25 protein-coding genes are annotated in these 23,626 nt (G+C 66.0%); 17 read left to right on the forward strand and 8 right to left on the reverse strand.

Annotation, left to right across the window (positions count from 1 at the left end; all coding sequences use genetic code 11):
* The first annotated feature begins 265 nt into the window (after positions 1 to 265).
* Positions 266 to 1,642: an oxygen-independent coproporphyrinogen III oxidase gene (gene hemN, locus CEK29_RS07710; protein ID WP_440588311.1), complete on the forward strand. Its 1,377-nt coding sequence runs from the start codon at positions 266 to 268 to the stop codon at positions 1,640 to 1,642.
* A 95-nt stretch (positions 1,643 to 1,737) separates the two neighbouring features.
* Here the strand turns inward: hemN and CEK29_RS07715 are convergent, their stop codons facing one another.
* The gene (locus CEK29_RS07715) at positions 1,738 to 2,385 is read right to left on the reverse strand and encodes a response regulator transcription factor (RefSeq protein WP_255176095.1); all 648 of its coding nucleotides are present in this window, start codon (positions 2,383 to 2,385) and stop codon (positions 1,738 to 1,740) included.
* Positions 2,386 to 3,000: 615 nt separating this feature from the next.
* On the opposite strand from CEK29_RS07715, the gene thrS reads away from it, so the two are divergent.
* From thrS to CEK29_RS23640, 7 genes are all read left to right on the forward strand, one after another.
* Positions 3,001 to 4,956, forward strand: coding sequence for a threonine--tRNA ligase (gene thrS, locus CEK29_RS07720; RefSeq protein ID WP_094799002.1), 1,956 nt, complete (start codon positions 3,001 to 3,003; stop codon positions 4,954 to 4,956).
* An 18-nt stretch (positions 4,957 to 4,974) separates the two neighbouring features.
* Positions 4,975 to 5,523, forward strand: coding sequence for a translation initiation factor IF-3 (infC, locus tag CEK29_RS07725; protein WP_094799003.1), 549 nt, complete (start codon positions 4,975 to 4,977; stop codon positions 5,521 to 5,523).
* A gap of 286 nt (positions 5,524 to 5,809) precedes the next feature.
* Positions 5,810 to 6,766: a glutathione synthase gene (gene gshB / locus CEK29_RS07730; RefSeq protein WP_094799004.1), complete on the forward strand. Its 957-nt coding sequence runs from the start codon at positions 5,810 to 5,812 to the stop codon at positions 6,764 to 6,766.
* 8 nt (positions 6,767 to 6,774) lie between these two features.
* On the forward strand, positions 6,775 to 7,173 hold the full coding sequence (locus CEK29_RS07735) for a PTS sugar transporter subunit IIA (protein ID WP_094799005.1): 399 nt from the start codon (positions 6,775 to 6,777) through the stop codon (positions 7,171 to 7,173).
* 93 nt (positions 7,174 to 7,266) lie between these two features.
* Positions 7,267 to 7,536 (forward strand): HPr family phosphocarrier protein, encoded by a 270-nt coding sequence (locus CEK29_RS07740; RefSeq protein ID WP_094799006.1) that lies wholly within the window; start codon positions 7,267 to 7,269, stop codon positions 7,534 to 7,536.
* A gap of 118 nt (positions 7,537 to 7,654) precedes the next feature.
* Positions 7,655 to 9,349: a phosphoenolpyruvate--protein phosphotransferase gene (ptsP, locus tag CEK29_RS07745; protein ID WP_094799444.1), complete on the forward strand. Its 1,695-nt coding sequence runs from the start codon at positions 7,655 to 7,657 to the stop codon at positions 9,347 to 9,349.
* A gap of 217 nt (positions 9,350 to 9,566) precedes the next feature.
* Positions 9,567 to 9,746 (forward strand): hypothetical protein, encoded by a 180-nt coding sequence (locus CEK29_RS23640; protein WP_141217892.1) that lies wholly within the window; start codon positions 9,567 to 9,569, stop codon positions 9,744 to 9,746.
* A 119-nt stretch (positions 9,747 to 9,865) separates the two neighbouring features.
* On the opposite strand, the gene CEK29_RS07750 is transcribed toward CEK29_RS23640, so the two are convergent.
* Positions 9,866 to 10,291 (reverse strand): OsmC family protein, encoded by a 426-nt coding sequence (locus CEK29_RS07750; protein ID WP_094799007.1) that lies wholly within the window; start codon positions 10,289 to 10,291, stop codon positions 9,866 to 9,868.
* Between the two features lie 232 nt (positions 10,292 to 10,523).
* Here CEK29_RS07750 and CEK29_RS07755 point away from each other — a divergent pair, with 232 nt between their 5' ends.
* The 7 genes from CEK29_RS07755 to CEK29_RS07785 all read left to right on the forward strand — a co-directional run bounded on the left by CEK29_RS07755 (position 10,524) and on the right by CEK29_RS07785 (position 17,083).
* Positions 10,524 to 11,459 carry an ornithine cyclodeaminase family protein gene (locus CEK29_RS07755; RefSeq protein WP_094857752.1) on the forward strand — a complete coding sequence of 312 codons (936 nt, stop codon included), beginning with the start codon at positions 10,524 to 10,526 and terminating at the stop codon, positions 11,457 to 11,459.
* 91 nt (positions 11,460 to 11,550) lie between these two features.
* Positions 11,551 to 12,711: an ABC transporter substrate-binding protein gene (locus CEK29_RS07760; RefSeq protein WP_094857753.1), complete on the forward strand. Its 1,161-nt coding sequence runs from the start codon at positions 11,551 to 11,553 to the stop codon at positions 12,709 to 12,711.
* A gap of 151 nt (positions 12,712 to 12,862) precedes the next feature.
* Complete coding sequence (gene ehuB / locus CEK29_RS07765; RefSeq protein WP_432759227.1) at positions 12,863 to 13,792, forward strand: ectoine/hydroxyectoine ABC transporter substrate-binding protein EhuB; 930 nt, start codon at positions 12,863 to 12,865, stop codon at positions 13,790 to 13,792.
* Between the two features lie 13 nt (positions 13,793 to 13,805).
* A complete protein-coding gene (gene ehuC, locus CEK29_RS07770; protein ID WP_094799010.1) occupies positions 13,806 to 14,444 on the forward strand; it encodes an ectoine/hydroxyectoine ABC transporter permease subunit EhuC in 639 nt (212 codons plus the stop codon).
* Positions 14,441 to 15,118, forward strand: coding sequence for an ectoine/hydroxyectoine ABC transporter permease subunit EhuD (gene ehuD, locus CEK29_RS07775; RefSeq protein WP_094799011.1), 678 nt, complete (start codon positions 14,441 to 14,443; stop codon positions 15,116 to 15,118). The genes ehuC and ehuD overlap by 4 nt, the downstream gene beginning before the upstream one ends.
* Positions 15,115 to 15,885, forward strand: a complete 771-nt coding sequence (locus tag CEK29_RS07780; RefSeq protein WP_094799012.1) for an amino acid ABC transporter ATP-binding protein — start codon at positions 15,115 to 15,117, stop codon at positions 15,883 to 15,885. Before ehuD ends, CEK29_RS07780 begins: the two co-directional genes overlap by 4 nt.
* Positions 15,886 to 15,973: 88 nt before the next feature.
* Complete coding sequence (locus CEK29_RS07785; protein ID WP_094857754.1) at positions 15,974 to 17,083, forward strand: NADH:flavin oxidoreductase/NADH oxidase; 1,110 nt, start codon at positions 15,974 to 15,976, stop codon at positions 17,081 to 17,083.
* Positions 17,084 to 17,105: 22 nt separating this feature from the next.
* On the opposite strand, the gene CEK29_RS07790 is transcribed toward CEK29_RS07785, so the two are convergent.
* The 3 genes from CEK29_RS07790 to CEK29_RS07800 form a co-directional block, all read right to left on the reverse strand.
* Positions 17,106 to 17,738: a dUTPase gene (locus CEK29_RS07790; protein WP_176456874.1), complete on the reverse strand. Its 633-nt coding sequence runs from the start codon at positions 17,736 to 17,738 to the stop codon at positions 17,106 to 17,108.
* Between the two features lie 127 nt (positions 17,739 to 17,865).
* Positions 17,866 to 18,360, reverse strand: a complete 495-nt coding sequence (locus CEK29_RS07795) for a hypothetical protein (RefSeq protein WP_094799015.1) — start codon at positions 18,358 to 18,360, stop codon at positions 17,866 to 17,868.
* Between the two features lie 12 nt (positions 18,361 to 18,372).
* Complete coding sequence (locus CEK29_RS07800; protein WP_094799016.1) at positions 18,373 to 19,023, reverse strand: DedA family protein; 651 nt, start codon at positions 19,021 to 19,023, stop codon at positions 18,373 to 18,375.
* 89 nt (positions 19,024 to 19,112) lie between these two features.
* On the opposite strand from CEK29_RS07800, the gene CEK29_RS07805 reads away from it, so the two are divergent.
* Complete coding sequence (locus CEK29_RS07805) at positions 19,113 to 20,150, forward strand: metal-dependent hydrolase (protein ID WP_094857756.1); 1,038 nt, start codon at positions 19,113 to 19,115, stop codon at positions 20,148 to 20,150.
* A 67-nt stretch (positions 20,151 to 20,217) separates the two neighbouring features.
* Here the strand turns inward: CEK29_RS07805 and CEK29_RS07810 are convergent, their stop codons facing one another.
* Positions 20,218 to 20,688 carry an Lrp/AsnC family transcriptional regulator gene (locus CEK29_RS07810; RefSeq protein ID WP_094799018.1) on the reverse strand — a complete coding sequence of 157 codons (471 nt, stop codon included), beginning with the start codon at positions 20,686 to 20,688 and terminating at the stop codon, positions 20,218 to 20,220.
* Positions 20,689 to 20,970: 282 nt separating this feature from the next.
* On the opposite strand from CEK29_RS07810, the gene CEK29_RS07815 reads away from it, so the two are divergent.
* Positions 20,971 to 21,786, forward strand: coding sequence for a hypothetical protein (locus CEK29_RS07815; protein WP_255176096.1), 816 nt, complete (start codon positions 20,971 to 20,973; stop codon positions 21,784 to 21,786).
* A gap of 8 nt (positions 21,787 to 21,794) precedes the next feature.
* Here the strand turns inward: CEK29_RS07815 and coaBC are convergent, their stop codons facing one another.
* Positions 21,795 to 23,003: a bifunctional phosphopantothenoylcysteine decarboxylase/phosphopantothenate--cysteine ligase CoaBC gene (gene coaBC / locus CEK29_RS07820; protein WP_094799020.1), complete on the reverse strand. Its 1,209-nt coding sequence runs from the start codon at positions 23,001 to 23,003 to the stop codon at positions 21,795 to 21,797.
* A gap of 82 nt (positions 23,004 to 23,085) precedes the next feature.
* The gene (lspA, locus tag CEK29_RS07825) at positions 23,086 to 23,625 is read right to left on the reverse strand and encodes a signal peptidase II (protein WP_094799021.1); all 540 of its coding nucleotides are present in this window, start codon (positions 23,623 to 23,625) and stop codon (positions 23,086 to 23,088) included.
* Between the last annotated feature and the right edge of the window lies 1 nt (position 23,626).

Below are 23,626 nucleotides of genomic sequence, written 5' to 3' on the forward strand. Positions count from 1 at the left end.
GGCATTGCGCCAGATCAAAACCGGCGGGTCAGTCGCCACCGATAATCGTTGCATGCCGACCTCGACCCTTCGCGTGGCGGCATCTGCCGCCATGACCCACGCACACACGCCACTCGTTCCCCTGTCCATTGCTCCCGTGACCCGCTCGGCCATGCCGCCCGAGCCGCAGGCGCAGCGAGATCAGAACCTTGCCCAGCAAGATCGCCCGGGCCTTGATCAGGCTGCCATCCCGGCGCCGGCCTTCTCTCCGGAATTGCTCGCGCGGATGTCCAAGAACGGGCCGCGCTACACGTCGTATCCCACCGCGGATCGCTATACCCCCGCGTTCGGCCCCGACGACTACCAGGCCGCGCTGCAGGTGCGGGCGCGTACCCCGGGCCAGCCGCTCTCGCTCTACATACACATCCCGTTTTGCGAGTCGGTCTGTTACTACTGTGCCTGCAACAAGATCGTCACGCGTCACCACGACCGAGCGAGCCGATACCTGGCGGCGCTCGAACGCGAGATCGCGCTGCATACCGCGGTGCTTGGCGAGGGCGAGCCGGTCTCGCAACTGCATTTCGGCGGCGGCACGCCCACCTTTCTGTCGGACGACGAGCTAGATCGCCTGATGCAGGTGCTTCGGGCGCGCTTCGCGTTTCAGCCCGATGCCGAGATTTCCATCGAGGTCGACCCGCGCACGGTCAGCGCCGAACGTCTCGCCCATCTTGCCCGGCTGGGCTTCAATCGCCTGAGCCTGGGCGTGCAGGATTTCGACGAGGCCGTGCAGCGCGCCATCCACCGGGTCCAGCCGTTCGAGCAGGTCGAGGCGCTGATGCGCAGCGCGCGCGAGCTGGGTTTCGCGTCGATCAACATGGATCTGATCTACGGCCTGCCGCTGCAGAGCGCCGCGTCGTTCGCGCGCACCATCGCCCTGGTGGGGGCGTTGCGGCCCGACCGGATCGCGCTGTATGCCTACGCGCATCTGCCCGAGCGCTTCAAGCCACAGCGGCGCATTCTCGAATCCGACCTGCCCGATCCCGCGACCCGGGTCGGCCTGCTGGGCAGCGCCATCGCCGGCTTTCTGGAGCTCGGCTACGTATATATCGGCATGGACCACTTCGCCCTGCCCGAAGACAGCCTGGCGCGCGCGCGTGCCTCGGGCCAGTTGCAGCGCAACTTCCAGGGCTACAGCACCCAGCCCGACTGCGACCTCGTGGCGCTGGGGGTTTCATCCATAGGCCGCGTGGGCTCGGTCTACGCCCAAACCGTCAAGACGCTGGATGCCTACTACGAACGGATCGAGGCAGGCCGGTTCGCCACCGAACGAGGGCTGCAGTGCACGCCCGACGACCTGGTCCGGCGCGACATCATCATGGCGCTCATGTGCCGCGGCGAGGTCGATCTGGCCGATCATGTCTCGCATTGCGGCGGCACCTGCGGAAGTGCCTGTCGCCGCAGCGACACGGACCGCGTGGCCGAGCAATATCCGACCGAGCTCGCCCGCCTGCGCGAACTCGAAGCGCTCGAGTTGTGCTCGCTCGACGGGTCGCGCGTGCGCGTGACGCCGCAGGGCTGGTATTTCGTGCGCGCGATCGCCATGACGTTCGACCGCCGTCTGCGTGACGACGCCGTGGCGGGCCGGTATTCGCGCATCGCGTGACCCCAACGGCGAGGCGACCGGGCCACCGGCGCCTTCGCCAGCGTGAACCGGTGCTGCCCCCTTGAAGGCCGGGCAGCATCGGCTCGCGGCAGGGTTCAGATCACTTCGCGCTGGAATTTTTCTCGCAGATACAACGCCAGCGCGAGGTCGTCGGCCAGGCCAAGCTTTTTCATCGCGCGCCGCTTGTGCGTGCTGATGGTTTTTTTGCTGCGCGACAGCCGCGCGCCGACCTGCGTGACGGACAGACCCTGCGCAATCTGACGCAGGATCTCGAGCTCGGCGCGCGTGAGCCGCTCTTCCGGATGCGAGGGCCGGGCCGCCTGGATCATTCCGCTCTTGCAGCTCCAGAACGTGACCGGATCGACCGAGATCCGCCGGATCAGTTCGGGCAGAAGCTCGACCGGCGCGTGCTTGGGCAAAAAGGCATTGGCGCCGGCCTGAAACGCCGCGAACTCGACTTCGGCCTGGCGGCCCGCCGAGCAGGTGATCACCGCCATGGACGGGTCCTGCCGCTTCAATCGGCGGATCAGGTTGCCGCCATCGGCGGGCTGCCCGGGCAGGAAGAAATCGACGATTGCCGCGTCGCAGGCGTTCTGACGCAGGAAGTCACTGAGCTGGTCGGCACGGGTCTCGGCCCAGCGCACGTCCATGTCGTGCTGCAGACGCAGATACGCGGCAACGCCCAGCGCGGTGGCGGGGTGGTCGTCGAGAACGGCGATCCGCAACTTGGGGCGTGGGCCCATGGTGTGCCGGCGTACGACGTAAGGAGGGGCAGGGCGGTTGGGGGGATCGTCTTGCATTCTTGCTTGGGACATGAAACACCCTCTGGTAATGGATCGGCCTCCCGGGCGGGGTGGCCTGTCTGTGCATGAGCCAGACGTTACCGGGCGGCGACGCCCTTGGCGCGCCTGTGCGGGAGCTTCAGATTTGTCTGACAGAACTATCGGACGAAGAGAGGGGCCGAATGCTCCTGAGTCCCGCGCCTGCTACGCGCGGGCAGGGAAATCCCGGAGGACTGGTGCGAAAAGTGCTACAATTCTTGATGTATCGGGTACTCCGGTCGTGAAGTCCGTGCTGGCGCCATTCGCCGGCCTGCCATTTCCGACTCGTGCCTCAGTTTGCTAGCAGTCCCGTTTTGTCCGGTCCGGCGCACAGGCGCGGGCCCATTCAGGTGAATCCAGGCACACGCCATGTTTGTCCTTCCGACACGAACTACGACCGGAATTCTTCGCCCCAAGTCGCGTCAGTGATTCGAGCGTTGGGTTTTGGTGTCGGCAGACAACAGACTCTTCAAGCAAGCAGGCAAAGAACGCGGCTCACAGGCCGCGTTTGTCGTTTTTAATCCAGGAAAATCTTCGATGGTACAAATCACATTGCCGGATGGCTCGCAGCGCCAATACCCGGGACCGGTCACGGTCGCCGAGGTCGCGCAGTCCATCGGTACCGGCCTGGCCAAGGCAGCGCTGGGCGGGCGGGTAGCGTTCGAGGGCACGGAGCCCAAGTTGGTCGATACGAGTTATTCGATCACCACCGACGCCAATCTGGCCATCGTGACCGCCAAGGATCCGGACGGCCTGGAGCTGATCCGCCATTCGACGGCGCACTTGCTGGCCTACGCCGTGAAGTCGCTTTTCCCGGATGCGCAGGTCACCATCGGTCCCGTGATCGACAACGGCTTCTACTACGACTTCTCGTACAAGCGCCCGTTCACGCCCGAAGATCTCGAAGCCATCGAAAAGAAGATGACCGAGCTCTCGCGCAAGGACGAAAAGGTCTCGCGCGAGGAATGGACGCGCGACGACGCCGTGGCCTTCTTCAAGAGCATCGGTGAAACGTACAAGGCCGAGATCATTGCCTCGATCCCGTCCAACGAAACGCTCAGCCTGTATCGCGAAGGCGACTTCATCGACCTGTGCCGCGGCCCGCACGTGCCGTCCACGGGCAAGCTGAAGGTCTTCAAGCTGATGAAGGTGGCCGGCGCCTACTGGCGCGGCGACAGCAACAACGAAATGCTGCAGCGGATTTACGGCACGGCCTGGGCCTCGAAAGACGACCAGGACGCCTATCTGCACATGCTCGAAGAGGCCGAGCGCCGCGACCACCGCAAGCTGGGACGCGACCTCGATCTGTTCCACTTCCAGGAAGAAGGCCCCGGCCTGATCTTCTGGCATCCGAAGGGCTGGACGCTCTGGCAGCAGGTCGAGCAGTACATGCGCTCGGTCTATATCGACAACGGCTACCAGGAAGTGAAGGCGCCGCAGATCCTCGATCTGTCGCTCTGGAAAAAGACCGGCCACTGGGACAACTACCGTGAAAACATGTTCACGACGGAGTCCGAGAATCGCGTGTATGGCCTGAAGCCGATGAACTGCCCGGGCCACGTGCAGATCTTCAATGCCGGTCTGCACTCGTACCGCGAGCTGCCGCTGCGCTACGGCGAATTCGGCCAGTGCCATCGCAACGAACCTTCGGGTTCGCTGCACGGCATGATGCGCGTGCGCGGATTCACGCAGGACGACGGCCACATTTTCTGTACCGAAGACCAGCTCCAGGACGAGTGCGCCGATTTCACGGCGCTGCTCCAGAAGGTCTACCGCGACTTCGGCTTCAACGAAGTGCTGTACAAGGTCGCCACGCGTCCCGAGAAGCGCATCGGCAGCGATGAGGTGTGGGACAAGGCCGAAGAGGCCCTGATGGAAAGCCTGCGCCGCACCGGCTGCGAGTTCGAGGTGTCGCCGGGCGAAGGCGCGTTTTATGGTCCCAAGATCGAGTACACGCTCAAGGACGCCATCGGCCGTCATTGGCAGTGCGGCACGATCCAGGTCGATTTTTCGATGCCGGTTCGCCTGGGCGCCGAGTTCGTCGACCAGAACGACCAGCGCCGCCCGCCCGTGATGCTGCACCGCGCGATCCTCGGTTCGCTCGAGCGTTTCATCGGTATGCTGATCGAAAACCACGCCGGGGCGATGCCGCCCTGGCTGTCCCCGGTGCAGGTCGCGGTGTGCTGCATTTCCGAGCATTCCGCCGACTATGCGGCGCAAATAACACAAAGCCTGAAAAAACAAGGCTTTAGGGCCCAGGCCGATTTGCGCGGGGAAAAAATCACTCGTAAAATCCGAGAGCATAGCCTGCAAAAGATTCCGTACATCCTTGTCGTAGGCGACAAAGAGATGCAAAACGGGACCGTTGCGGTACGCGGCCTGGGTGGCCTCGACCTCGGCGCCATCGCATTCGACGACTTCGTCAGCCGCCTGACCGAAGATGTCGCGACCCGGCGAGCCGTGGTTCAGCCCGACACCAGCGCCTCTAATTAACTACTAGGAGTCTTCAACATCGCCACTGAAAAGCCCAATCGCATCAACGGTGAAATCCGCGTCCCTGAGGTGCGCCTGATAGGTCTGGATGGTGAACAGCTCGGTATTCTCAAGATTGCCGATGCGTTCCGTCTTTCCGAACAAGCAGACGTGGACTTGGTCGAAATCGCGCCCAATGCCGAACCGCCAGTCTGCCGTTTGATGGATTACGGTAAGTTCAAGTACCAGGAACAGAAACGCCAGGCCGAGGCCCGCTCGAAGCAGAAGATCATCCAGGTCAAGGAAGTCAAATTCCGTCCTGCGACTGACGAGGGCGACTACCAGGTCAAACTGCGCAACCTGCGCCGCTTCCTCGAAGAAGGCGACAAGGCCAAGGTCACGCTGCGCTTCCGCGGCCGTGAAATGGCTCACCAGGAACTGGGTATGCGAGTGCTGGAGCGGGTGCGTGACGATCTGACCGAACTGGCTCAGGTCGAAGCGATGCCCAAGCTGGAAGGCCGTCAAATGGTCATGGTGCTGTCCCCGAAGAAGAAAGCGGTGGCAAGCAAGGCCGACGCGTCTGAATGAACCCCGGACCGGCCCGGGCGCCTCGTGGCGTCCGGGCCGGTTTGCGTTTGCGCCGTCTGCACCGCGGACGGCGCATTGTTTTCCCGGTCTCGGGAACGGCTGCTGCCGCTCCGCGGGTCTGTTTCCAACCCGCTCCGCCGACCGGTTTAGCGTTGGGCGGCCCCACCGGCTGTCCAATGTATGTGCGCGGCGCAGTCCGCACGATGGCGCGGTGTGAGCCGCCGCGCTACGATGAATCGAGTGCCCGTCGCCGTTCCGGCCTGACGGGACCGTACCAGGTGTCACGATGCACGTATTGTTTGTGATCGATCCCTTGCCGCTGCTCAAGGCGTACAAGGACAGTTCCGTCGCCATGATGCAGGCGCTGGTGGCACGCGGCCACACGCTGAGCGTGGCGCTCCAGGGTGATCTCTTCATCGACGAAGGCGTCGTGCTCGCGCGCGCCACGCCGATCGAGCTGGTCGCCGATGCGGATCTGCACGAGCATGACTGGTGGCGTGATACCGCCCCGGCGGCCGACGTGGCGCTGAAGTCTTTCGGCGCCGTGGTCATGCGCAAGGACCCGCCGTTCGACATGGAGTACGTGTACTCCACGCACCTGCTCGAGTACGCGCAGGCGCAAGGCGCCAAGGTATTCAACGGTGGCGCGGCGATCCGCAATCACCCCGAAAAGCTCGCGATCACGGAGTTGGCCGAGTACACCGCGCCCACGCTCGTCACGCGCGACATCCCGCGCCTGAAGGCCTTCCATCAGCGTCATGGCGACGTGATCGTCAAGCCGCTCGACGGCATGGGCGGCACCGGCATCTTCCGCCTGCAGGCGGCCGATCCCAACCTGAACGCCATCCTGGAAACGCTCACCGACAATGGCGCGCGCACCATCATGGCCCAGCGCTACATTCCCGAAATCGTCAAGGGTGACAAGCGCGTGCTGATCATCGGTGGCGAGCCGGTGCCGTTCTCGCTGGCCCGCATCCCGCTGGCGGGCGAAACGCGCGGCAATCTGGCCGCGGGCGGCCGGGGCGTGGCCCAGCCGCTGTCCGAGCGCGACCTCGAACTGGCGCGCGCCGTGGCGGCCAAAACCGCCGGCCGCGGTCTGCTGCTGATCGGTCTGGACGTAATCGGCGACTACATCACCGAGATCAATGTGACCAGCCCGACCTGCTTTGTCGAGATCACCGAGCAGACCGGCTTCAATGTGGCGGACATGTTCGCTCACGCGCTAGAGCGCGCCGCCGGCTGATCGACACCATGACTGGAATCGTGATCGTCGTGCACGCACCCCTGGGCAATGCCATGCGCGAGAGCGTCCGGCATGTGCTGGGTGATACGACCGACGAGCTGGCCGTGCATGACATCCTGACCCAGGACATGCCCGATGACCTGGTGCCGCAAGTGCTCCAGGACATCGCGCACGAAGACCGGGGGCAGGGGGTGTTGGTGCTCACCGATCTGATCGGCGCCACGCCGGCCAACATCGCCAAGCGGGCGGTGGCCGAGGCGCAGGCCCAGGGGATCCAGTGCTGTGTGCTGGCGGGCCTGAACACCCCGATGCTGCTGCGGGCTCTGACATATCGCAACCTGACGCTGGCCGAGACGCGCGAGAAGGCGCTCGCGGGCGGCGTTCAGGGCTGCTTGCGTGTAGACTGACGGGCACGTTGTATGCCCAATGCCGCGCGCCGCTTCCGAGGGCGCCGGCGATGAATCATAAGAACACCGCGGCTTGCTGTGGTCACCAGTACTATGCCTACGAAAGACATCGTCATCAGCAACAAACTCGGTCTGCACGCGCGAGCGGCTGCCAAGCTCACGCAGCTGGCCAGCAAGTTCAGCAGCGAAATTTTCATTTCTCGCGGCGCGCAGCGCGTCAATGCCAAGAGCATCATGGGCGTGATGATGCTGGCTGCGGGCCTGGGGGTCACGGTCAAGCTGGATGCATCGGGCGCCGATGCCGAGCGGGCCCTGGCCGAGATTGAAACCTTGTTCGACAGCAAATTCGGTGAGCAGGAATAGAACCCACCCCCCCGAGACCCCGGCCGGGCAGACCCCGGGCGGCGTTCGCGACTCGATCTTGATATCCCCCGACGGGGCTGGCTGCGCCAGCCCCGTTATTTCTTTGTTCGGCAAAGGCGTGGCCCGAGGCTTCGCCATCGGCCGCGCCGTCGTGATGGGGGCGGCTGCCCTCGAAGTGGCGCACTATCGCATTGCCCCCGAGGACGTCGCCAAGGAAACGCAGCGCTTGTCCCAGGCGCTGCTGCAGGCGCAGGCCGAGCTCATGGAGCTGGCCGACAACCTGCCGGACGACGCGCCGCGCGAGCTGGGCGCCATGCTCAACGTGCACAGCCTGCTGATGGGCGACCCGCTGCTGGCCGAGCAGGCGCAGGCCATGATCGCCGAGCGTCTGTACAACGCCGAATGGGCATTGACCGCGCAGGGCCAGTTGCTCGGCGAGCAGTTCGACGCCATGGAAGACGAATATCTCCGTGAGCGCGGCGGCGACGTGCGGCAGGTGATCGAGCGGGTGCTCCATGTGCTGGCCGGCACGTCGGCCATCCTGCCCGATGGGGCGGATGTCGACGGCGACGACCCGCTGGTGGTCGTGGCGCACGATATCTCGCCGGCCGACATGCTGCGGCTGCGCGGCGGCCGTTTCGCGGCCTTCGTCACGGATCTGGGCGGGCCCACCTCGCACACGGCCATCGTGGCGCGCAGCATGGGCGTGCCCGCCGTGGTCGCCATGGGCAATGTGCGCGAGCTCGTGCACGACGGCGACATGCTGATCGTGGATGGTGCCGCCGGTGTAGTGGTCGTGAATCCATCGCGCCGCATTCTTCAGGAGTACCGCGCGCGGCAGCGCGCCTACGCCGAGGAGCGCGCCACCCTGGCCCTGCTGCGCGACGAGCCCTCCGTCACCCTCGACGGCATCGACGTCGTGCTCCATGCCAACATCGAGCTCCCCGAAGAGGCCAGCCTGGCGCTGGCCTCGGGCGCCGAAGGGATCGGGCTGTTCCGCAGCGAATTTCTCTTCATGGGCCGCCCCGATCTGCCGGGCGAAGAAGAGCAATACGAGGCCTACGCTTCGGTCGTGAAGGTCATGGCCGGCCGTCCGGTCACCATCCGTACGCTCGACATCGGCTCCGACAAGACGCTCGATGGCGAGGCCACCGTTGCCACCAACCCGGCGCTGGGTCAGCGCGCGATCCGCTACTGCCTCGCACGTCCGGAGATGTTCGCCACTCAGCTGCGCGCCATCCTGCGGGCCTCGGCCCACGGTACGGTGCGCTTGCTGGTGCCCATGATCGCGCACATGCACGAGGTCAAGGCCACGTTCGCCGCCATCGAAGCGGCGCGCCGCGAGCTCGACGCGCGCGGGCAGGCCTATGCCGAGCACATCGAAGTGGGCGCGATGGTCGAGATCCCCGCGATCGCGATCGCGATCGAGCCTTTCGCGCAGGCGCTCGACTTCCTCTCCATCGGCACCAACGATCTGATCCAGTACACGCTGGCGATCGACCGCGGCGACCACGACGTATCCGAGCTCTACGATCCGCTGCATCCGGCGGTGTTGCGCCTGATCGCCAACACGATCAACGCCGGCGAGCGCGCGGGCATACCGGTGGCGGTCTGCGGCGAGATGGCGGGAGACGCCCGGCTGACCCGGCTGTTGCTGGGCCTGGGCCTCACCGAATTCTCGATGCACCCGCAGCAGTTGCTCGACGTCAAACGCGAGGTACGGCGCGCGCACTCGAACGCGCTGCGCGTCAAGGTGGCCACGGCGCTCAACCGTGCGCTGCCGGTCGATCTCGACATCCTCGACCAGGCCTGACCGCCGGCGCGCCGGGGGCGGCGTCCATGCGCCGCGGCCCTCGGTCCGGCCCGGTCAGGGGAGGATTCGTGCGAGAACACAACGTTTTCCCGGGTTGACACATCTATTTGTGCCATGCCCAATAAAAGTTATTGCAGCGCAACATCGCCAGGCATAGGATGAGCTTGCAGGCAGTTGAAAGCCTCGCAGTCTCCAAGCGCCTTTTCTCAAGGAGAGCATGATGGGCGATGTGACTCGCAGCAAACCGGCGTCGCGCCGGACCCGACTTTCCCCTTCCCAAGGCTGGCAACGCTGGCGCGCTGGCGCCGCCGGGGCATTGGGTTTCGTCGGCGATGTGCTGCACGCCATGGATGCCGGCCGCCGCCAGCATCCCGTCATTTCGGCGTATCGGCGTTGATCGCGGCGCCGCCTCGCGCGGCGTACACGACGATCTGACTCAGGCCAGCCGCGAGGCTGGCCTGATGCATTTTGCGGCCGACGTGGCGCGAGCCAGGCGCCGGCCGCCTTGCCGCTGACTTACTGCTTCAGCGTGGCGTCCATGGTGATCTTGGCGTTCAGCACCTTCGACACCGGGCAGCCGGCCTTGGCCTTGGCCGCCGCGTCCTGGAACGCCTTGTCGTCCGCGTTGGGAATGACGGCCTCGACGGTCAGGTGCACGGCGGTGATCGAGAAACCGTCATCCGACTTGTCGAGGGTGACCACGGCGGAGGTGGAAATGCGGTCCGCCACCAGTCCGGCTTCGCCCAGCACATTGGACAACGCCATCGAGAAGCAGCCGGCATGGGCCGCGCCGATCAGTTCTTCGGGGTTGGTGCCCGGCGCATCCTCGAAGCGGGTATTGAAGCCGTAAGGCTGCTCCTTCAGCGCGCCGCTCTGCGTCGAGATCGTGCCTTTGCCAGTCTTGAGATCGCCTTTCCAGACGGCGGATGCGGATTTCTTCATGAGTCTTACTCCTGGAGGGATGCGCGCGCGAGGGCGCGGGATAGCGGCGCACCGGCCGGGCCGGCCGCCGCGATGGCTGTTTCATCATATTCGCTCGCGGCTGACTGTCGTGTGTCCAGGCGTGAGCGGCCGCGGGCGGGCTTGCGGTGATAATGCGGGCACGGTCCGAAGGGCACCGCGCGGCCCGTGCGACGACGCACGCTGCCGCTGGCCATCACAGGGAGAGTTCCGCATGCAAGTGATCGATACCGCCGCCACGCAGGGCGCCTTGTCTTTCGACGCCGTGATTCCGGCGCTGCGATCGGCTTTCCAGGGTGGCTACGTCGTGCCCGCAAGGCACGTGCATGCCATCGAATCGCAGGGGCGGCAGGGCACGTCGCTCATCATGCCGGCCTGGAACGCCGCGGGCTATTTCGGCGTCAAGGTCATCAATATCTTTCCGGAGAACACGCACGACGGCCTGCCGGGGCTGCATGCCACCTACACGCTTTACAGCGCACGCACGGGCGTGCCGCTGGCCAGCGTGGACGGCGATATCGTCACCGCCTACCGCACCGCTGGCGCCGCGGCGCTGGGGGCCGATTATCTGGCTCGCCCGGATGCCCGCACCTTGCTGATCCTCGGCTCGGGCCGGATCGCCAGCCTGGTGGCGCCGGCCATGCGGGCGGTGCGTCCGATCGAGCGCGTGCTGGTGTGGAACGTCCGGGCGCCCGGCGCCGAGCGGCTGGCTCAGGCGCTGCGAGCGCAGGGCTACGCCGCCGAGGCCGTCACCGACCTCGAGGCGGCGGTCCGGCAGGCCGATATCGTGAGCTGCGCGACCCTGTCAACCGAGCCGCTGGTGCGGGGCGAATGGCTGCGTCCGGGCACGCACCTGGATCTGATCGGCAGCTTCAAACCCGACATGAAGGAAACGGATCCGGATTGCTTCCGCGACAATGCGGTGTACGTCGATACCGACGAGGCGCCGACCAAGTCGGGGGATCTGCTGGCCGCGTTCGAAGCCGGCACGCTGGCCCGTGATGCCATCCGCGGCACGCTGTTCGACCTGGCGGCGCAGCGCGTGCCGGGCAGGGAGAGCGACGCGGCCATTACCGTGTTCAAGGCCGTGGGCAGCGCGCTCGAGGATCTTGCGCTGGCCGCGCTGGTCTACGAGCGCGTGAACGCGTGAACGCGTGAACGCGACCGCCGGCGCTTAGGGCAAAATACCGCGGTCCGGGCGCCCCGCGCCCACCGCTTTTCTTTCTACTGCAGGTTCCCACATGAAATTCCTGACCCAGCGCGCCGCTGCCATGATTCTGGCCACCACGATGGCCGGCTCGGCCGCGGCCGAGATCGTGATCGGCGTGGATGTTTCGACCACCGGCCCGGCCGCGGCGATCGGCATCCAGACCAACAATGCCATTCGCCTCTGGCCCGCGACGCTGGGCGGCCAGCCCGCGCGTTATGTCGTGCTCGACGACGGCACCGACGTGAGCCGCGCGGTCAAGAACATCCGCAAGCTGACGGCCGAAGACAAGGTCGACGCGATCGTGGGACCGAACATCACCGCATCGGCACTGGCCGCGCTCGACGTGCTGGCCGAAACCGGCACGCCGATGGTGGCGCTCGCCGCGTCGGCCGTGATCGTGGAGCCGGCCTCCGATCCCAAGCGCGCGTGGGCCTTCAAGATGCCGCAGAACGACTCGCTCATGGCGTCGGCGATCGTCGAAGACATGAAGAAGAAGGGCTATCGCAACGTCGCCTTCATCGGCTTCGCCGATTCCTACGGCGATTCCTGGTGGAAGGAGTTCGACGCTATTGCGGGCAAGGACCTGAAGGTGGTCGCGCAGGAGCGCTTCCAGCGCACCGATGCGTCGGTCATGGGCCAGGTACTCAAGGTGATGGCCGCCAAACCGGACGCCGTGCTGATCGCCGGCTCCGGCACGCCTGCGGCCTTGCCCCAGAAGACGCTGCACGAGCGTGGTTACAAGGGCGCCATCTACCAGACCCACGGCATCGGCACGCTGGAATTCCTTCAGGTGGGTGGCAAGGACGTGGAGGGCACGCTCTTCCCGACCGGCCCGGGCGTCGTCGCGCGGGAGCTGCCTGACAGCAACCCGGTCAAGCCGGTGGCGCTCGCTTTCGCCGACAAATACGAGGCTCAGTATGGCGCCAACACCCTCACGCAGTTCGCCGGGGATGCCTACGGCGCCTGGATGCTGCTCGATTCGGCGGTCACCCGCGCGCTGAAAACCGGCGCCAAGCCGGGCACGCCGGAGTTTCGCAAGGCGCTGCGCGACGCGCTCGAGAACACGCGCGATCTGATCGTGCCCAACGGCGTGCTCAACATTTCCGCCCAGAATCACCAGGGCTTCGACGAGCGTGCCCGTGTCATGGGCGTGGTGCGGGACGGCAAATTCGGCTACGCCGGCCAGAATTAAAAAGTTACATTTCCGGTCGGTTTTCCCGGTTTCCCCAGGGGCAGGAGCGATCCTGCCCCTTTTTGTTGGAATTTGATTCGTATACGAATGATTTATTCGCGTAAGATTTTGATCGAATCCTTTCTGCAACATACGATTTGGGGAGAAAACAATGATGCTGCGCATGCTTCGGACCGCCACCCTGGGCGCTGCTTTCGTCGGCGCCGGACTGCTGGCCGGCTGCTCGGACTCGGATAAGGGGAGCGGCGCCACGCCCGCGCCCCAGACGGAGAAGCAGACCGGCGCCCAGGACACGCTGGCGGCCGCCAAGGCCGCGGGCAAGATCCGTATCGGCTATGCGAACGAGGCGCCGTATGCGTTCATGGACAGCCAGAAGGCGGCCGTGACGGGCGAATCGGTCGAGGTGGCGCGCGAGGTGCTCAAGCGGATGGGCGTGAACGAAGTCGAGGGTGTGCTCACCGAATTCGGCTCGCTGATTCCCGGCCTGCAGGCCAAACGCTTCGACATCATCGCCGCCGGCATGTACGTGACGCCCGAGCGCTGCCAGCAGGTGGCGTTTTCCAATCCGACCTACGGCGTCGATGCCTCTTTCCTCGTGAAGGAAGGCAATCCCAAGAATCTGCATAGCTACGCCGATGCCGCCAAGCAGGAAGACCTGAAGCTGGGCGTGGTGGTCGGGGCGATCGAGGGTGATTACGCGGCCAAGTCGGGTGTGAAGCCCGGCCAGCTGGTCGTGTTTCCTGACGCCGTGAGCGCCTATGCCGGCGTGCAGGCCGGCCGCGCCGATGCCTACGCGGCCACCTCGCTCACGGTCAATGACCTGCTGCGCAAGGCCGACGGCGGCAGCGGCCTCGAGAAGGCCGAGCCGTTCACCAACCCGGTCATCGACGGCCAGGACGTGCGTGGCTACGGCGCCTACGGCTTCCGCAAGGAAGACCAGGCGTTCGCGGACGCGTTCAATGCCGAGCTGGCGAAGGTCATCGGCACGCCGGAGCACGCCAAGATGGTCGAGCCCTTCGGTTTCACCGAAGCAGAGTTGCCCGGCGACGTGACGGCCGCCAAACTTTGCGGCGCCAACTGACCGGAGGAGGTCCATGGACATCCTCAACCTGATGCCACCCCTCCTCGAGGGGCTGGAAGTCACGCTGCGCATCATGGCCGGCGCGGCGTTGCTGGCGATTCCGATCGCCGTGCTCGCCGGCCTGGGGCGGATGTCCTCGCACCTGTGGGTGCGCGGACTCGCCACCGGCTACGTCGAGCTGTTCCGCGGCACGTCGGCGCTGGTGCAGCTGTTCTGGTTCTTCTACGTGCTGCCCATGTTCGGCGTGAAATTGCCGGCGATGCTGGTGGGCATCGTGGTGCTGGCCGCGAACTCCGGCGCCTACGGCGCTGAAGTGGTGCGCGGCGCCATCCAGGCGGTGGTCCGAGGTCAGCGCGAAGCGGCGGTCGCCCTGAACATGACGCCGGCGCAGACGATGCGCCGCATCATCCTGCCCCAGGCCATTCCCGCAATGCTGCCGCCCACCGGCAACCTGTTGATCGAGCTGCTGAAGAACACGGCGCTCGTTTCGCTCATCACCATCACCGACCTGACGTTCCGGGGGCAGTTGCTGCGCGGTGAAACGCTGCGCACCACCGAGATCTTCCTGGTGATACTGGGCATGTACTTCGCTGTGGCTTTGGTGATCACGGGCGGTATCCGCTTGCTTGAGAGGAGGTTCCGGATCCGATGACCGAGCCCATTTTCGACTGGAGTTATGCGGCCGACATCCTGCCCACGCTCGGTTCGGCGCTGATCGTGACGGTGCAGGCCACCCTGCTCGGCATGGTGGTGGCGGTGACGCTGGGGCTGGTGTTCGCCATGCTGCGCCGATCGCCGCTGGTGTTCGTTTCCTGGCCCACGGCCATCCTGGTGGAGTTCATCCGCAGCACGCCGTTGCTGGTGCAGATGTACTTCCTTTTCTATGTGTTGCCCAACCTGGGCGTGTCGCTGTCGCCGCTGACCACCGGGGTGCTGGCATTGGGTCTGCACTATGCGGCCTATTGTTCCGAGGTCTACCGTGCCGGTCTCGAAGGGGTGCCGCGCGGCCAGCTCGAGGCGGCCACCGCGCTGAACCTCACGCCCTGGCGCACTCTGCGTGACGTCGTGCTGCCGCAGGCGATTCCGCCTGTGGTGCCGGCGCTGGGCAATTACCTGGTGGCCATGTTCAAGGACACGCCGCTGCTTTCCGCCATCACGGTGGTGGAGCTGTTGCAGCAGAGCAAGATCCTGGGATCGACGTCGTTCCGCTACATCGAACCGCTGACGATGGTGGGCGTCTTCTTCCTGCTGCTCAGCCTGGTGGCGGCATGGGGTGTGCGCCGGCTCGAGGGCCGGCTGAGAATCGTATTTGGAGGGACGCGATGAGCGCGAGTATCCGCTTGAAGAATCTGCGCAAGAGCTACGGCGAACTGGAGGTGCTGCGCGGCATCGATCTGGAAATCCCGGCGGGCGAGACCGTGTCCGTCATCGGACCCTCGGGCTCCGGCAAGTCCACGTTGCTGCGCATGCTGATGACGCTGGATCAGCCCACCGATGGCGAGATCGAGATCGATGGCGTGCCCATGTGGCACGACGCGCAGGGTCGCCTGCAGAAGCCGCATTCGGCCCACGTGCGCCAGGTGCGCGCCAAGATCGGCATGGTCTTTCAGCACTTCAATCTCTTTCCGCACATGACCGTGCTCGGCAACGTGATCGAGGCGCCGATCCACGTGCAGGGGCTGGATCGTGACGAGGCGATCCAGCGGGGCAAGGAGTACCTCGAGATGGTGGGGCTGGGCGACAAGCTCGATGCTCACCCGGCTCAGTTGTCAGGCGGGCAGAAGCAGCGCGTGGGCATTGCCCGAGCGCTGGCGATGCGCCCCGACATCATGCTGTTCGACGAAGTGACCTCCGCGCTCGATCCGGAGCTGGTGGGCGGCATTCTGCAGATCCTGCGCGATCTGTCCGCGAAGCGGACGATGACGATGATCATCGTCACGCACCAGATGAAGTTTGCCGAACGCAGCTCGGATCGCACGCTGTTCTTCGATGCCGGCAACATCGTCGAAGATGCGGAGTCTTCGGCGCTGTTCGCCAATCCGCGCGAGCCGCGCACGCAGCAGTTCCTGCAGAGCGTGATCGAAGCGGAGTAAACCCGGCGGCCGGCGGCGGCGCGGCAGGGCTGCGCGGCACCCGGCCGCGCGCTATGCTCCTTGGATACCTCCCGTCGAAGGACTTCCAATGAGTCAATTGTTCACGCCGCAGGCGCTGGGCTCGATCCAGCTGGCCAACCGCATCGTCATCGCGCCCATGTGCGAGTACTCCGCCGAGAACGGCTGCGCCACCGACTGGCACATGATCCATCTCGGGCATCTCGCGCTTTCCGGCGCCGGCCTGCTCTTCACGGAGGCGACGGCGGTGGAGGAGGGTGGCCGGATCTCGCCGGGAGATCTGGGCCTGTACAACGACGCGACCGAAGCGGCGCTGGGCAAAGTGGTGGCCGCCATCCGGCGCTACGCGCCCATCCGTCTCGGCATCCAGCTCGGCCATGCGGGCCGCAAGTCATCGAGCACGCGTCCCTGGGAGGGCGGTCGCCAACTCCGTCTGGAGGAGGGCGGTTGGGTGGCCGATGCGCCTTCGGCCGTGCCGCACAACGACACGGAGCTGCCCCCGCGCGCGCTCGATGCCGCGGGCCTGGCGCGCGTGCGCGACGCCTTCGTGGCGGCGGCGGTGCGCGCCGACCATCTGGGTTTCGATGTGATCGAGATCCACGCCGCGCATGGCTATCTGCTGCACCAGTTCCTGTCGCCGCTGGCGAATCAGCGCGACGACGCCTATGGCGGTTCACTGGCCAATCGCATGCGCTTTCCGATCGAGGTGTTCGAGGCGGTGCGGGCCGCGCTCCCGCACGCGGTGCTGGGCGTGCGTGTCTCGGCCACCGACTGGGTCGACGGCGGCTGGGATCCTGCCCAGACGGTGCAGTTTCTGCAGGCGCTGAAGCCGCTCGGGTGTGCCTTCGCGGATGTATCGTCGGGCGGCGTGTCGCCGCGCCAGAAGATCACGCTAGGGGCCGGCTACCAGGTGCCGTTCGCGCGTCAGATCAAGGAAGAGACCGGGCTTCCGACCATGGCCGTCGGGCTGATCACCGAGCCCGCGCAGGCCGAAGCCATCGTCGCCAACGGCGACGCCGATATGGTGGCGCTGGCGCGCGGCATGTTGTACGACCCGCGCTGGCCCTGGCACGCGGCCGCCGAGCTCGGCGGGCAGGTCAGCGCGCCGCCGCAGTATTGGCGCTCGCAGCCGCGCGGGCTGTCGGCGCTGTTCGGCGAGACGCGCCACGCCCAGCGTTGAGCCGGGCGTAGCGCGGCGATCCTCAGGCCGTCGCTTGCGCGTAGGCCTGCGACAGCGACGCGTAGAGGGCGTCGCTGAAGTCGGGCCGGTTGCTGTCGAGCTGGCCGAGCAGGCGGGCGAGGACGACGTTGTCTTCTTCGCCCTGCCACAGCTTCACATACGTGCCTTCCTTGTAGCCGTGGTCCTGGCGGAAGATATTGAGCACGTTCTTCGAGACGTACTGATTGAACGCCTCGGTCCAGCTCAGCTGGCAGGCGGTCATGGTGCACTCGAGCAGCTTGTAGCTGGCGCGCTGGCACACCGCCAGACCGCCGATGAGTTCGAGCAGATCGGGTACCGGCAGCGCGCTCAGGTCGTAGGTGCGGCCGTCCAGCGTGACGCTGGCCGGGCCGGCCAGATCGTCGACCAGCGTACGCGCGGCGGCTTCGGTCGAGCCATTCGCGGCGACGATGGTGTGCGACAGATAGAAGTGCAGGATGTCGATCAATTCCATCTGCACTTGCGGCAGGTCCAGCACCTGCTTTTTCCACCACTTCCAGCCGTGGTGCTCCAGCGCCTCTGCCGATTCCACGAATGCGGCACGCAGGAACCGCGAGCCTCCGTGGACCCAGTCGGGGTTGATCTTTGCGTTGAGTTGATCTTGCAGCTTCAGCATCGTGGCTGCTTGGATGGGCGTCAATCCGGCTTGGGGCTGGCTCACGGGAACTCCGGTCAGGCTAGAAACAATGAGCCCCGCCAGAGGAGGCGGGGCCGGGGCGGGAATGTTAGCACTGCCGCGCGGGTCAGGCCTTGCGCAGCGGCGTGAAGGCCGGTTGCTCGCGTAGCGGCCGGCGAGCGCGCTCGGCGGCCTTGGCGGCACGCCGGAACGCGAACAAGGACACGATGCCCCAGATGGCGGGCACGGCGTAACCGTGCTGCCGGTCGAAGGCACTGGCGAGCCCGACCAGGGCAATCATGGCCGTGACGAAGCCGATCAGGATCTGGACGCGCGCGCTGCGCTGGTTGTCGGCCCGCTGTGCCAGCGTCTGGGTATTCGCGGCGTCGGCGTCGGCCGCGGCGGTGGGATGGCCGACCGCCACGCGCGGGGCGCGCTTGAGCTTGCGCTGGCTCAGCACCACGCCCGGCGCGTCGGCGGGGTCGGGCGGCAGCGTCGGCGTCGTGTCGACCGCACCGGGCGAGGCCGATGCCGAAGCAGGCGCTCGCGCAAGGGCATCGCGCGCACCTTTGCGCGAGAGCTCTTCGATATATTTCGCGAAATCGCCGTTCTTCGGTTCCATCGAATCTCCCTGTCAGTGGCTGCGCACGCGCTTGGCCGGGCGCTCGCCCGCCGCGCGCCGCTTGCGCATCATGTTGAGCAGCAGCCAGACGCCCACGCCGACCGAGGCGACGGTGCCCACCACCATGCCGATCTCCTGGCCGTTCTCGGCGGTGCTGAGGCCGCGCGCGGTCAGGTAGCCGGGCGCCAGCATGACCGGCATCCAGACCAGCGCGGACAGCACATTGGCGACCTGGAAGCGCCAGTGGCTCATGCCCATGATGCCGGCCACGGTCGGGATCGTCGAGCGGATCGGCCCCAGGAAGCGGCCGAAGAACACCGACGCAAAACCATACTTATAGAAGAACAGGCGCGCACGCGCGACGGCGCTGCGTTGCGTGGACAAGGGCCAGCGGCGCAGGAAGCTCGGTCCGAGCCAGCGGCCGATGTAATAGGACAGCGCGTCGCCCACGACAGCCCCGGCCACGCCCCAGGCCAGGATGCTGGTGGCCGACAGCGTGCCGGCGCCGATGAGCCCGCCGGTCAGAAGCAGCAGCGCGGTCGCGGGAATGAACAGGCCGAGCACCAGCATCGACTCGCCCATGGTGAGAAAAAAGGTGATGACACCTGCCCAGGCCTGGTTGGCTTCGATGAACACGCCAACTCGATCGATATAAGCGTCCATGCAATGAATCCGCGAGAATCAATCCTGTATCTTAACGCCTGACAATAAGCTGGCCGCCGGGGCTGGACGAACGAAGAGTGTGACCATCGATGGATTCCGTAACACAGGCCGTGCTGGGCGCGGGCATACAGGGCGCGTTGCTCGGTTCGCGGCAGGGCCGCAAGGCGTTGGTATATGGCGCCTTACTGGGCACCTTGCCCGATCTCGACGTCTTGATCCGTTACCCGGACCCGGTGTCGATGATGACGTTTCACCGGGGCTTCTCGCATTCGGTGTTCGTGCTGACGGCCCTGGCCCTCGTCCTGACGGCGCTCATCCGATGGCGATGGCCGAAGGCGCCGTATGGCGCGGGACGCCTGTTCCTCACCTTATGGCTGGTGCTGATCACGCATCCGGTGCTCGATTCATTCACCGTATATGGCACACAGCTTTTCTGGCCGCTGACGCCCACGCCCGAAAGCTGGTCGGCCGTGTTCATCATCGATCCTATCTATACCGTGCCGATGCTGTGCGCGGTGCTGGCGACCGCGATCTTCGGCGCCACGCCGCGGCTGTGCCGTGTGCTTGCCATCACCGTGATCTGGGGCGCGGTGTACCTCGGCACGGGTCTGGTGGGCCGTTGGCATGCCGAGCGGGAAGTCACGCAGGCGCTGCGCGCGCAGGGGCTCACGCCCACGCGCGTGCTGGCAACGCCGATGCCCTTCAACACCATGCTGTGGCGGGTGATTGCGCAGACGGGCCCCGACACCTACTACGAAGGCGTGAGCGGCTGGTTCGACCGGCACGGCCCGCAGTTGCTCGAGCAGCCGATCGGCAAGCCTTTGGGCGATCAGATTTCGGACGATGCGCTGTTGCAGCGCCTCGCGTGGTTCACCAACGGCTGGCTGCGCTTCGACGCGATCGACGACAGGCTCGTGGTGACCGACCTGCGCATGGGCATGCCGGGCTATTACACGTTCCGCTTCGTGATGGGCGAGCGCCGCGACGGCCAGTGGCACGCGGTCGTGCCGTCGAGGTGGCCCAGCGAGCGGGGCACGGGCGATCAACTGCGTCAGTTGCTCACGCGGATCGTGGATACCGCCACGCCCCTGCCGCTGGCGGATTGGGCAATGCGCACCGGGCAGTAACGCCTGGATTGCGCCTGCCCGCGCTGGCGGGGCAAGGGGGCGCCCGGCGGGGAGGCGAGCGCGCGGCTCAGGCCTCGCCGGGCAGCAACACGCCCGGTTCGTTCTTGATCGTCTGCAGCACGATGTGCGTGTAGAACGCCTCGACGTTTTCGTCCTGGTCGAACAGACGATCTGCGAAGGCCAGGTACTCGTCCATGTCGCGCATGTGCACGATCAGCACGCACGACACCGCGCCGGTGACCAGGTAGCACTGAGTGACCGAAGGCTCGGTCTTGATCTTCTCCATGAAGGAGCGGCGAAACTCCGAGCCGTGCCGTGCGAATTCGAGCGTCACGATCGCCGTCAGGGGCCGGCCGGTCTGAGCCGGATCGAGCAGGGCCACCACGCGCCGGATCACACCCGCCTCCTTCAGACGGGCAACCCGCCGCAGGCAGGCGGAGGCCGAAAGCCCCACGCGCTCCGCCAACGTGATGTTGGGTAGATCGGCGTTCTGCTGCAGAACCTTCAGAATTCGATGATCGATGGGATCAAGGGTCATTTACGCAATATTGTTGTCCGCGCATGAGTCATCATCGCGCGGAGAGCTACTAACTGGCAATAAATTGCCGTCCTATTGTGCCTGATCGGGGCTATGCTTTGTCCCTCTATTTTCGCACCGGGAGCATTTTGCTCGTGTGGGCCTACCTTTGCCAATTATTTCGACGCAGCGGTCGCATGTTCTATGCGCTGCTCAAGATCATGCTGCCCATCATGGCCCTCGTGCAGGTGGCGCAGTGGCTGGGGATGGATCGAGGCGCTGGGTCAGGCATTCGGGCCGGTGATGGGCCTGCTGAACCTGCCCGCCGGTGCCGGCATCATCTGGATCACCAGCGTGCTCGTGGGCGTCTATGGCGCGATCGCGGCGCTGATCGGCCTGGCCGGCACACTCGACATGACGGCGGGCCAGTTCAGCGCGCTCGCCTCGATGATTCTGTTTGCTCACAGCCTTCCGATCGAGCAGGCCATCGTGCGGCGGGCCGGCGCGAGCTTCTGGGCCACCACCGGCCTGCGCCTGGGCGCGGCGGTGCTTTATGGCGGCGCCGTATCGTGGTTTTGCCATTGGGGCGGCTGGCTCTCCGAACCGATGTCGTTCCAATGGCTTCAGGGCTCACAGACCGCGCTGGATCCCGCTGACTACACCCTATGGCAATGGGTGCACACCACGGCCTTCTCGCTGCTGCTGACCTATGCCGTGATCCTGGGCCTGCTGGTGCTGCTGGATGTGATGGCGCGCACGGGGCTCACGGCGCTCATCACGCGTGCGCTCACGCCGGTGCTCAAGTGGGTCGGGCTCGATGCCAGCGTCGCGCCCGTCACGATGGTGGGGACGCTGCTCGGCCTGTCGTATGGCGGTGCGCTCATCATCGAAGAAGCCGAGCGCCTGCGGCTCTCCGCGCGCACGCGGTTCCTGGCCTTGTCGTGGCTGTCCCTGTCGCACTCGTTGATCGAAGACACGGCCCTGCTGATGGCGCTGGGCGCCGATGGCTGGATCGTGCTGGGCGGACGCCTGGTCCTGACGCTCGTGGTGGTGGGCGCGCTGGCGAGGCTCTGGCGCGATGGCGATGGCGCGGGCCAGCCCGTGGCGCGTCCGGCCTGAAGCGTCGTTCAGGGCCGCGACTGGCGCGGCAGGCGAGCCGCGATCTCGGCGATCAGCCGACGCGCGGCATCGAGCTTGGGCGCCGCCGGCAGGGCATGCACGCCCTGCTCATCGAACAACACGAGCTCGGTCGTGTCGGCGTCCATCACCTTGTGGGCCAGATTGCCGACCAGCAGGGGGATGCCCTTGCGCAGACGCTTGGCCTCGGCATGCTCGGCGAGCTTTTCGGTCTCGGCGGCAAAGCCCACGCACCAAGGGCCGTTCGGCAGGCGCGCGACTTCGGCCAGGATGTCGGGATTGGGTTCGAATTCCATCTGCGGCTGGCCGCCGCCTTCGCTGGTCTTCTTGATCTTGTGATCGCTCACGTTCTTGACGCGCCAGTCGGCCACCGCGGCCACGCCGATGAAGACGTCGGCATCCATGGCGCTCGCCATCACCGCGTCATGCATCTGACGCGCCGTCATGACCTGCAAAGCGGTCACGCCGCGCGGCACGGCCAGTGCGGTGGCGCCGCTGATCATCGTGACGCGCGCGCCAGCTTCGCGCGCCGCGCGGGCGATCGCGTAGCCAGTCTTGCCCGACGAGCGGTTGGTGAGCACGCGCACCGGATCCACGGGTTCGGAGGTCGGACCCGCGGTGAGCAGCACGTGCCGGCCGGCGAGCACCTTGGGCTGGAAAAACGCGATCATGTCGGCCAACAGCTCATGCGGTTCGAGCATGCGGCCACTGCCGGTTTCGCCACAGGCCTGTTCGCCCGAGGCCGGTCCCAGCAGAGTGATGCCGTCGGCCACGAGCTGCGCGGCGTTACGTTGCGTGGCGGGGTTGGACCACATTTCGCGATTCATGGCCGGCGCGATCAGGAGCGGGCAGGCACGCGCCACGCACAGCGTGGACAGCAGATCGTCGGCCAGGCCATGCGCGAGTTTGGCCATGAAATCGGTGCTCGCGGGCGCGATCAGCACGGCGTCGGCGCCTCGGGTGAGGTCGATGTGCGCCATGTTGTTGGGCACGCGCGGATCCCAGGCATCCACGAACACCGGACGCCCCGACAGCGCCTGCATCGTGACCGGCGTGATGAAGTGCGTGGCCGCCTCGGTCATGACGACGTCGATCACCGCGCCTTGCTCGGTCAGGCGTCGCACCAGCTCCGCGATTTTGTAGCAGGCGATGCCGCCGGTCATTCCCAGGACAATGCGTTTGCGGGCCAAATCGAGCATGGTGTGCGGGCGGCACCGCGAGGTGCCGCGTTTGTGTGTGGGTTCAGGGGATTTTATGCGGCAACGCCCGCGTCCGCGAGGCTCAGTTCGAGGCGCGGGCCTGGCGGGCTTTTTCGCGGCTGCGCAGGATCTCGTCGATCACCAGCAGGGCGGCGCCGCAGACGATGGCCACGTCGGCGATATTGAACGCCGGGTAGTACCAGTCTTTCCAGTAGAAGAGCAGAAAGTCGACCACATGGCCGTGCAGCAGGCGGTCGATGACATTGCCGATCGCGCCACCCATGATGAGGGTGAGGGCGGCGCGAAAACGCGGCTGGCCCGGGGTTCGGGCGATCAGCCAGATGATGACCGCCGACGCGCCCACGCCCAGCACCGTGAAGAGCCAGCGCTGCCAGCCTTCTTCGGAAGCAAGGAAGCTGAACGCGGCGCCGCGGTTATAGAGCAGCGTGAAGTCGAAGAACGGCAGCAGATTGAGCCGCTCACCGTACCGGAACTGGGTGTTGAAGTAGATCTTCGTCACCTGGTCCAGCAGGATGATCAGGGCGGCCACGGCCAGGCTGATCGCGAGACGCTTGCCGCGTCCGTGAGGGGCGGCAAGCGGGGTGGCGGGAGCATGCGCCATC

Origin of the sequence: Bordetella genomosp. 5, from assembly GCF_002261475.1 — a bacterium.
Classification (GTDB): domain Bacteria; phylum Pseudomonadota; class Gammaproteobacteria; order Burkholderiales; family Burkholderiaceae_B; genus Bordetella.

Bases quoted from the DNA above. Each gene is read 5' to 3' on its own strand.
- ehuD (WP_094799011.1), top strand. From the start codon at position 14,441: ATGACCGAGCCCATTTTCGACTGGAGTTATGCGGCCGACATCCTGCCC.
- lspA (WP_094799021.1), bottom strand. From the start codon at position 23,625: ATGGCGCATGCTCCCGCCACCCCGCTTGCCGCCCCTCACGGACGCGGC.
- CEK29_RS07810 (WP_094799018.1), bottom strand. From the start codon at position 20,688: ATGACCCTTGATCCCATCGATCATCGAATTCTGAAGGTTCTGCAGCAG.
- CEK29_RS07805 (WP_094857756.1), top strand. From the start codon at position 19,113: ATGGATTCCGTAACACAGGCCGTGCTGGGCGCGGGCATACAGGGCGCG.
- ehuB (WP_432759227.1), top strand. From the start codon at position 12,863: ATGATGCTGCGCATGCTTCGGACCGCCACCCTGGGCGCTGCTTTCGTC.
- CEK29_RS07780 (WP_094799012.1), top strand. From the start codon at position 15,115: ATGAGCGCGAGTATCCGCTTGAAGAATCTGCGCAAGAGCTACGGCGAA.
- hemN (WP_440588311.1), top strand. From the start codon at position 266: ATGTCCAAGAACGGGCCGCGCTACACGTCGTATCCCACCGCGGATCGC.
- CEK29_RS07785 (WP_094857754.1), top strand. From the start codon at position 15,974: ATGAGTCAATTGTTCACGCCGCAGGCGCTGGGCTCGATCCAGCTGGCC.
- thrS (WP_094799002.1), top strand. From the start codon at position 3,001: ATGGTACAAATCACATTGCCGGATGGCTCGCAGCGCCAATACCCGGGA.
- CEK29_RS07755 (WP_094857752.1), top strand. From the start codon at position 10,524: ATGCAAGTGATCGATACCGCCGCCACGCAGGGCGCCTTGTCTTTCGAC.
- ehuC (WP_094799010.1), top strand. From the start codon at position 13,806: ATGGACATCCTCAACCTGATGCCACCCCTCCTCGAGGGGCTGGAAGTC.
- coaBC (WP_094799020.1), bottom strand. From the start codon at position 23,003: ATGCTCGATTTGGCCCGCAAACGCATTGTCCTGGGAATGACCGGCGGC.
- CEK29_RS23640 (WP_141217892.1), top strand. From the start codon at position 9,567: ATGATGGGCGATGTGACTCGCAGCAAACCGGCGTCGCGCCGGACCCGA.
- CEK29_RS07800 (WP_094799016.1), bottom strand. From the start codon at position 19,023: ATGGACGCTTATATCGATCGAGTTGGCGTGTTCATCGAAGCCAACCAG.
- CEK29_RS07795 (WP_094799015.1), bottom strand. From the start codon at position 18,360: ATGGAACCGAAGAACGGCGATTTCGCGAAATATATCGAAGAGCTCTCG.
- CEK29_RS07735 (WP_094799005.1), top strand. From the start codon at position 6,775: ATGACTGGAATCGTGATCGTCGTGCACGCACCCCTGGGCAATGCCATG.
- CEK29_RS07790 (WP_176456874.1), bottom strand. From the start codon at position 17,738: ATGCTGAAGCTGCAAGATCAACTCAACGCAAAGATCAACCCCGACTGG.
- gshB (WP_094799004.1), top strand. From the start codon at position 5,810: ATGCACGTATTGTTTGTGATCGATCCCTTGCCGCTGCTCAAGGCGTAC.
- CEK29_RS07815 (WP_255176096.1), top strand. From the start codon at position 20,971: ATGGGCCTGCTGAACCTGCCCGCCGGTGCCGGCATCATCTGGATCACC.
- CEK29_RS07750 (WP_094799007.1), bottom strand. From the start codon at position 10,291: ATGAAGAAATCCGCATCCGCCGTCTGGAAAGGCGATCTCAAGACTGGC.
- CEK29_RS07760 (WP_094857753.1), top strand. From the start codon at position 11,551: ATGAAATTCCTGACCCAGCGCGCCGCTGCCATGATTCTGGCCACCACG.
- CEK29_RS07740 (WP_094799006.1), top strand. From the start codon at position 7,267: ATGCCTACGAAAGACATCGTCATCAGCAACAAACTCGGTCTGCACGCG.
- CEK29_RS07715 (WP_255176095.1), bottom strand. From the start codon at position 2,385: ATGGGCCCACGCCCCAAGTTGCGGATCGCCGTTCTCGACGACCACCCC.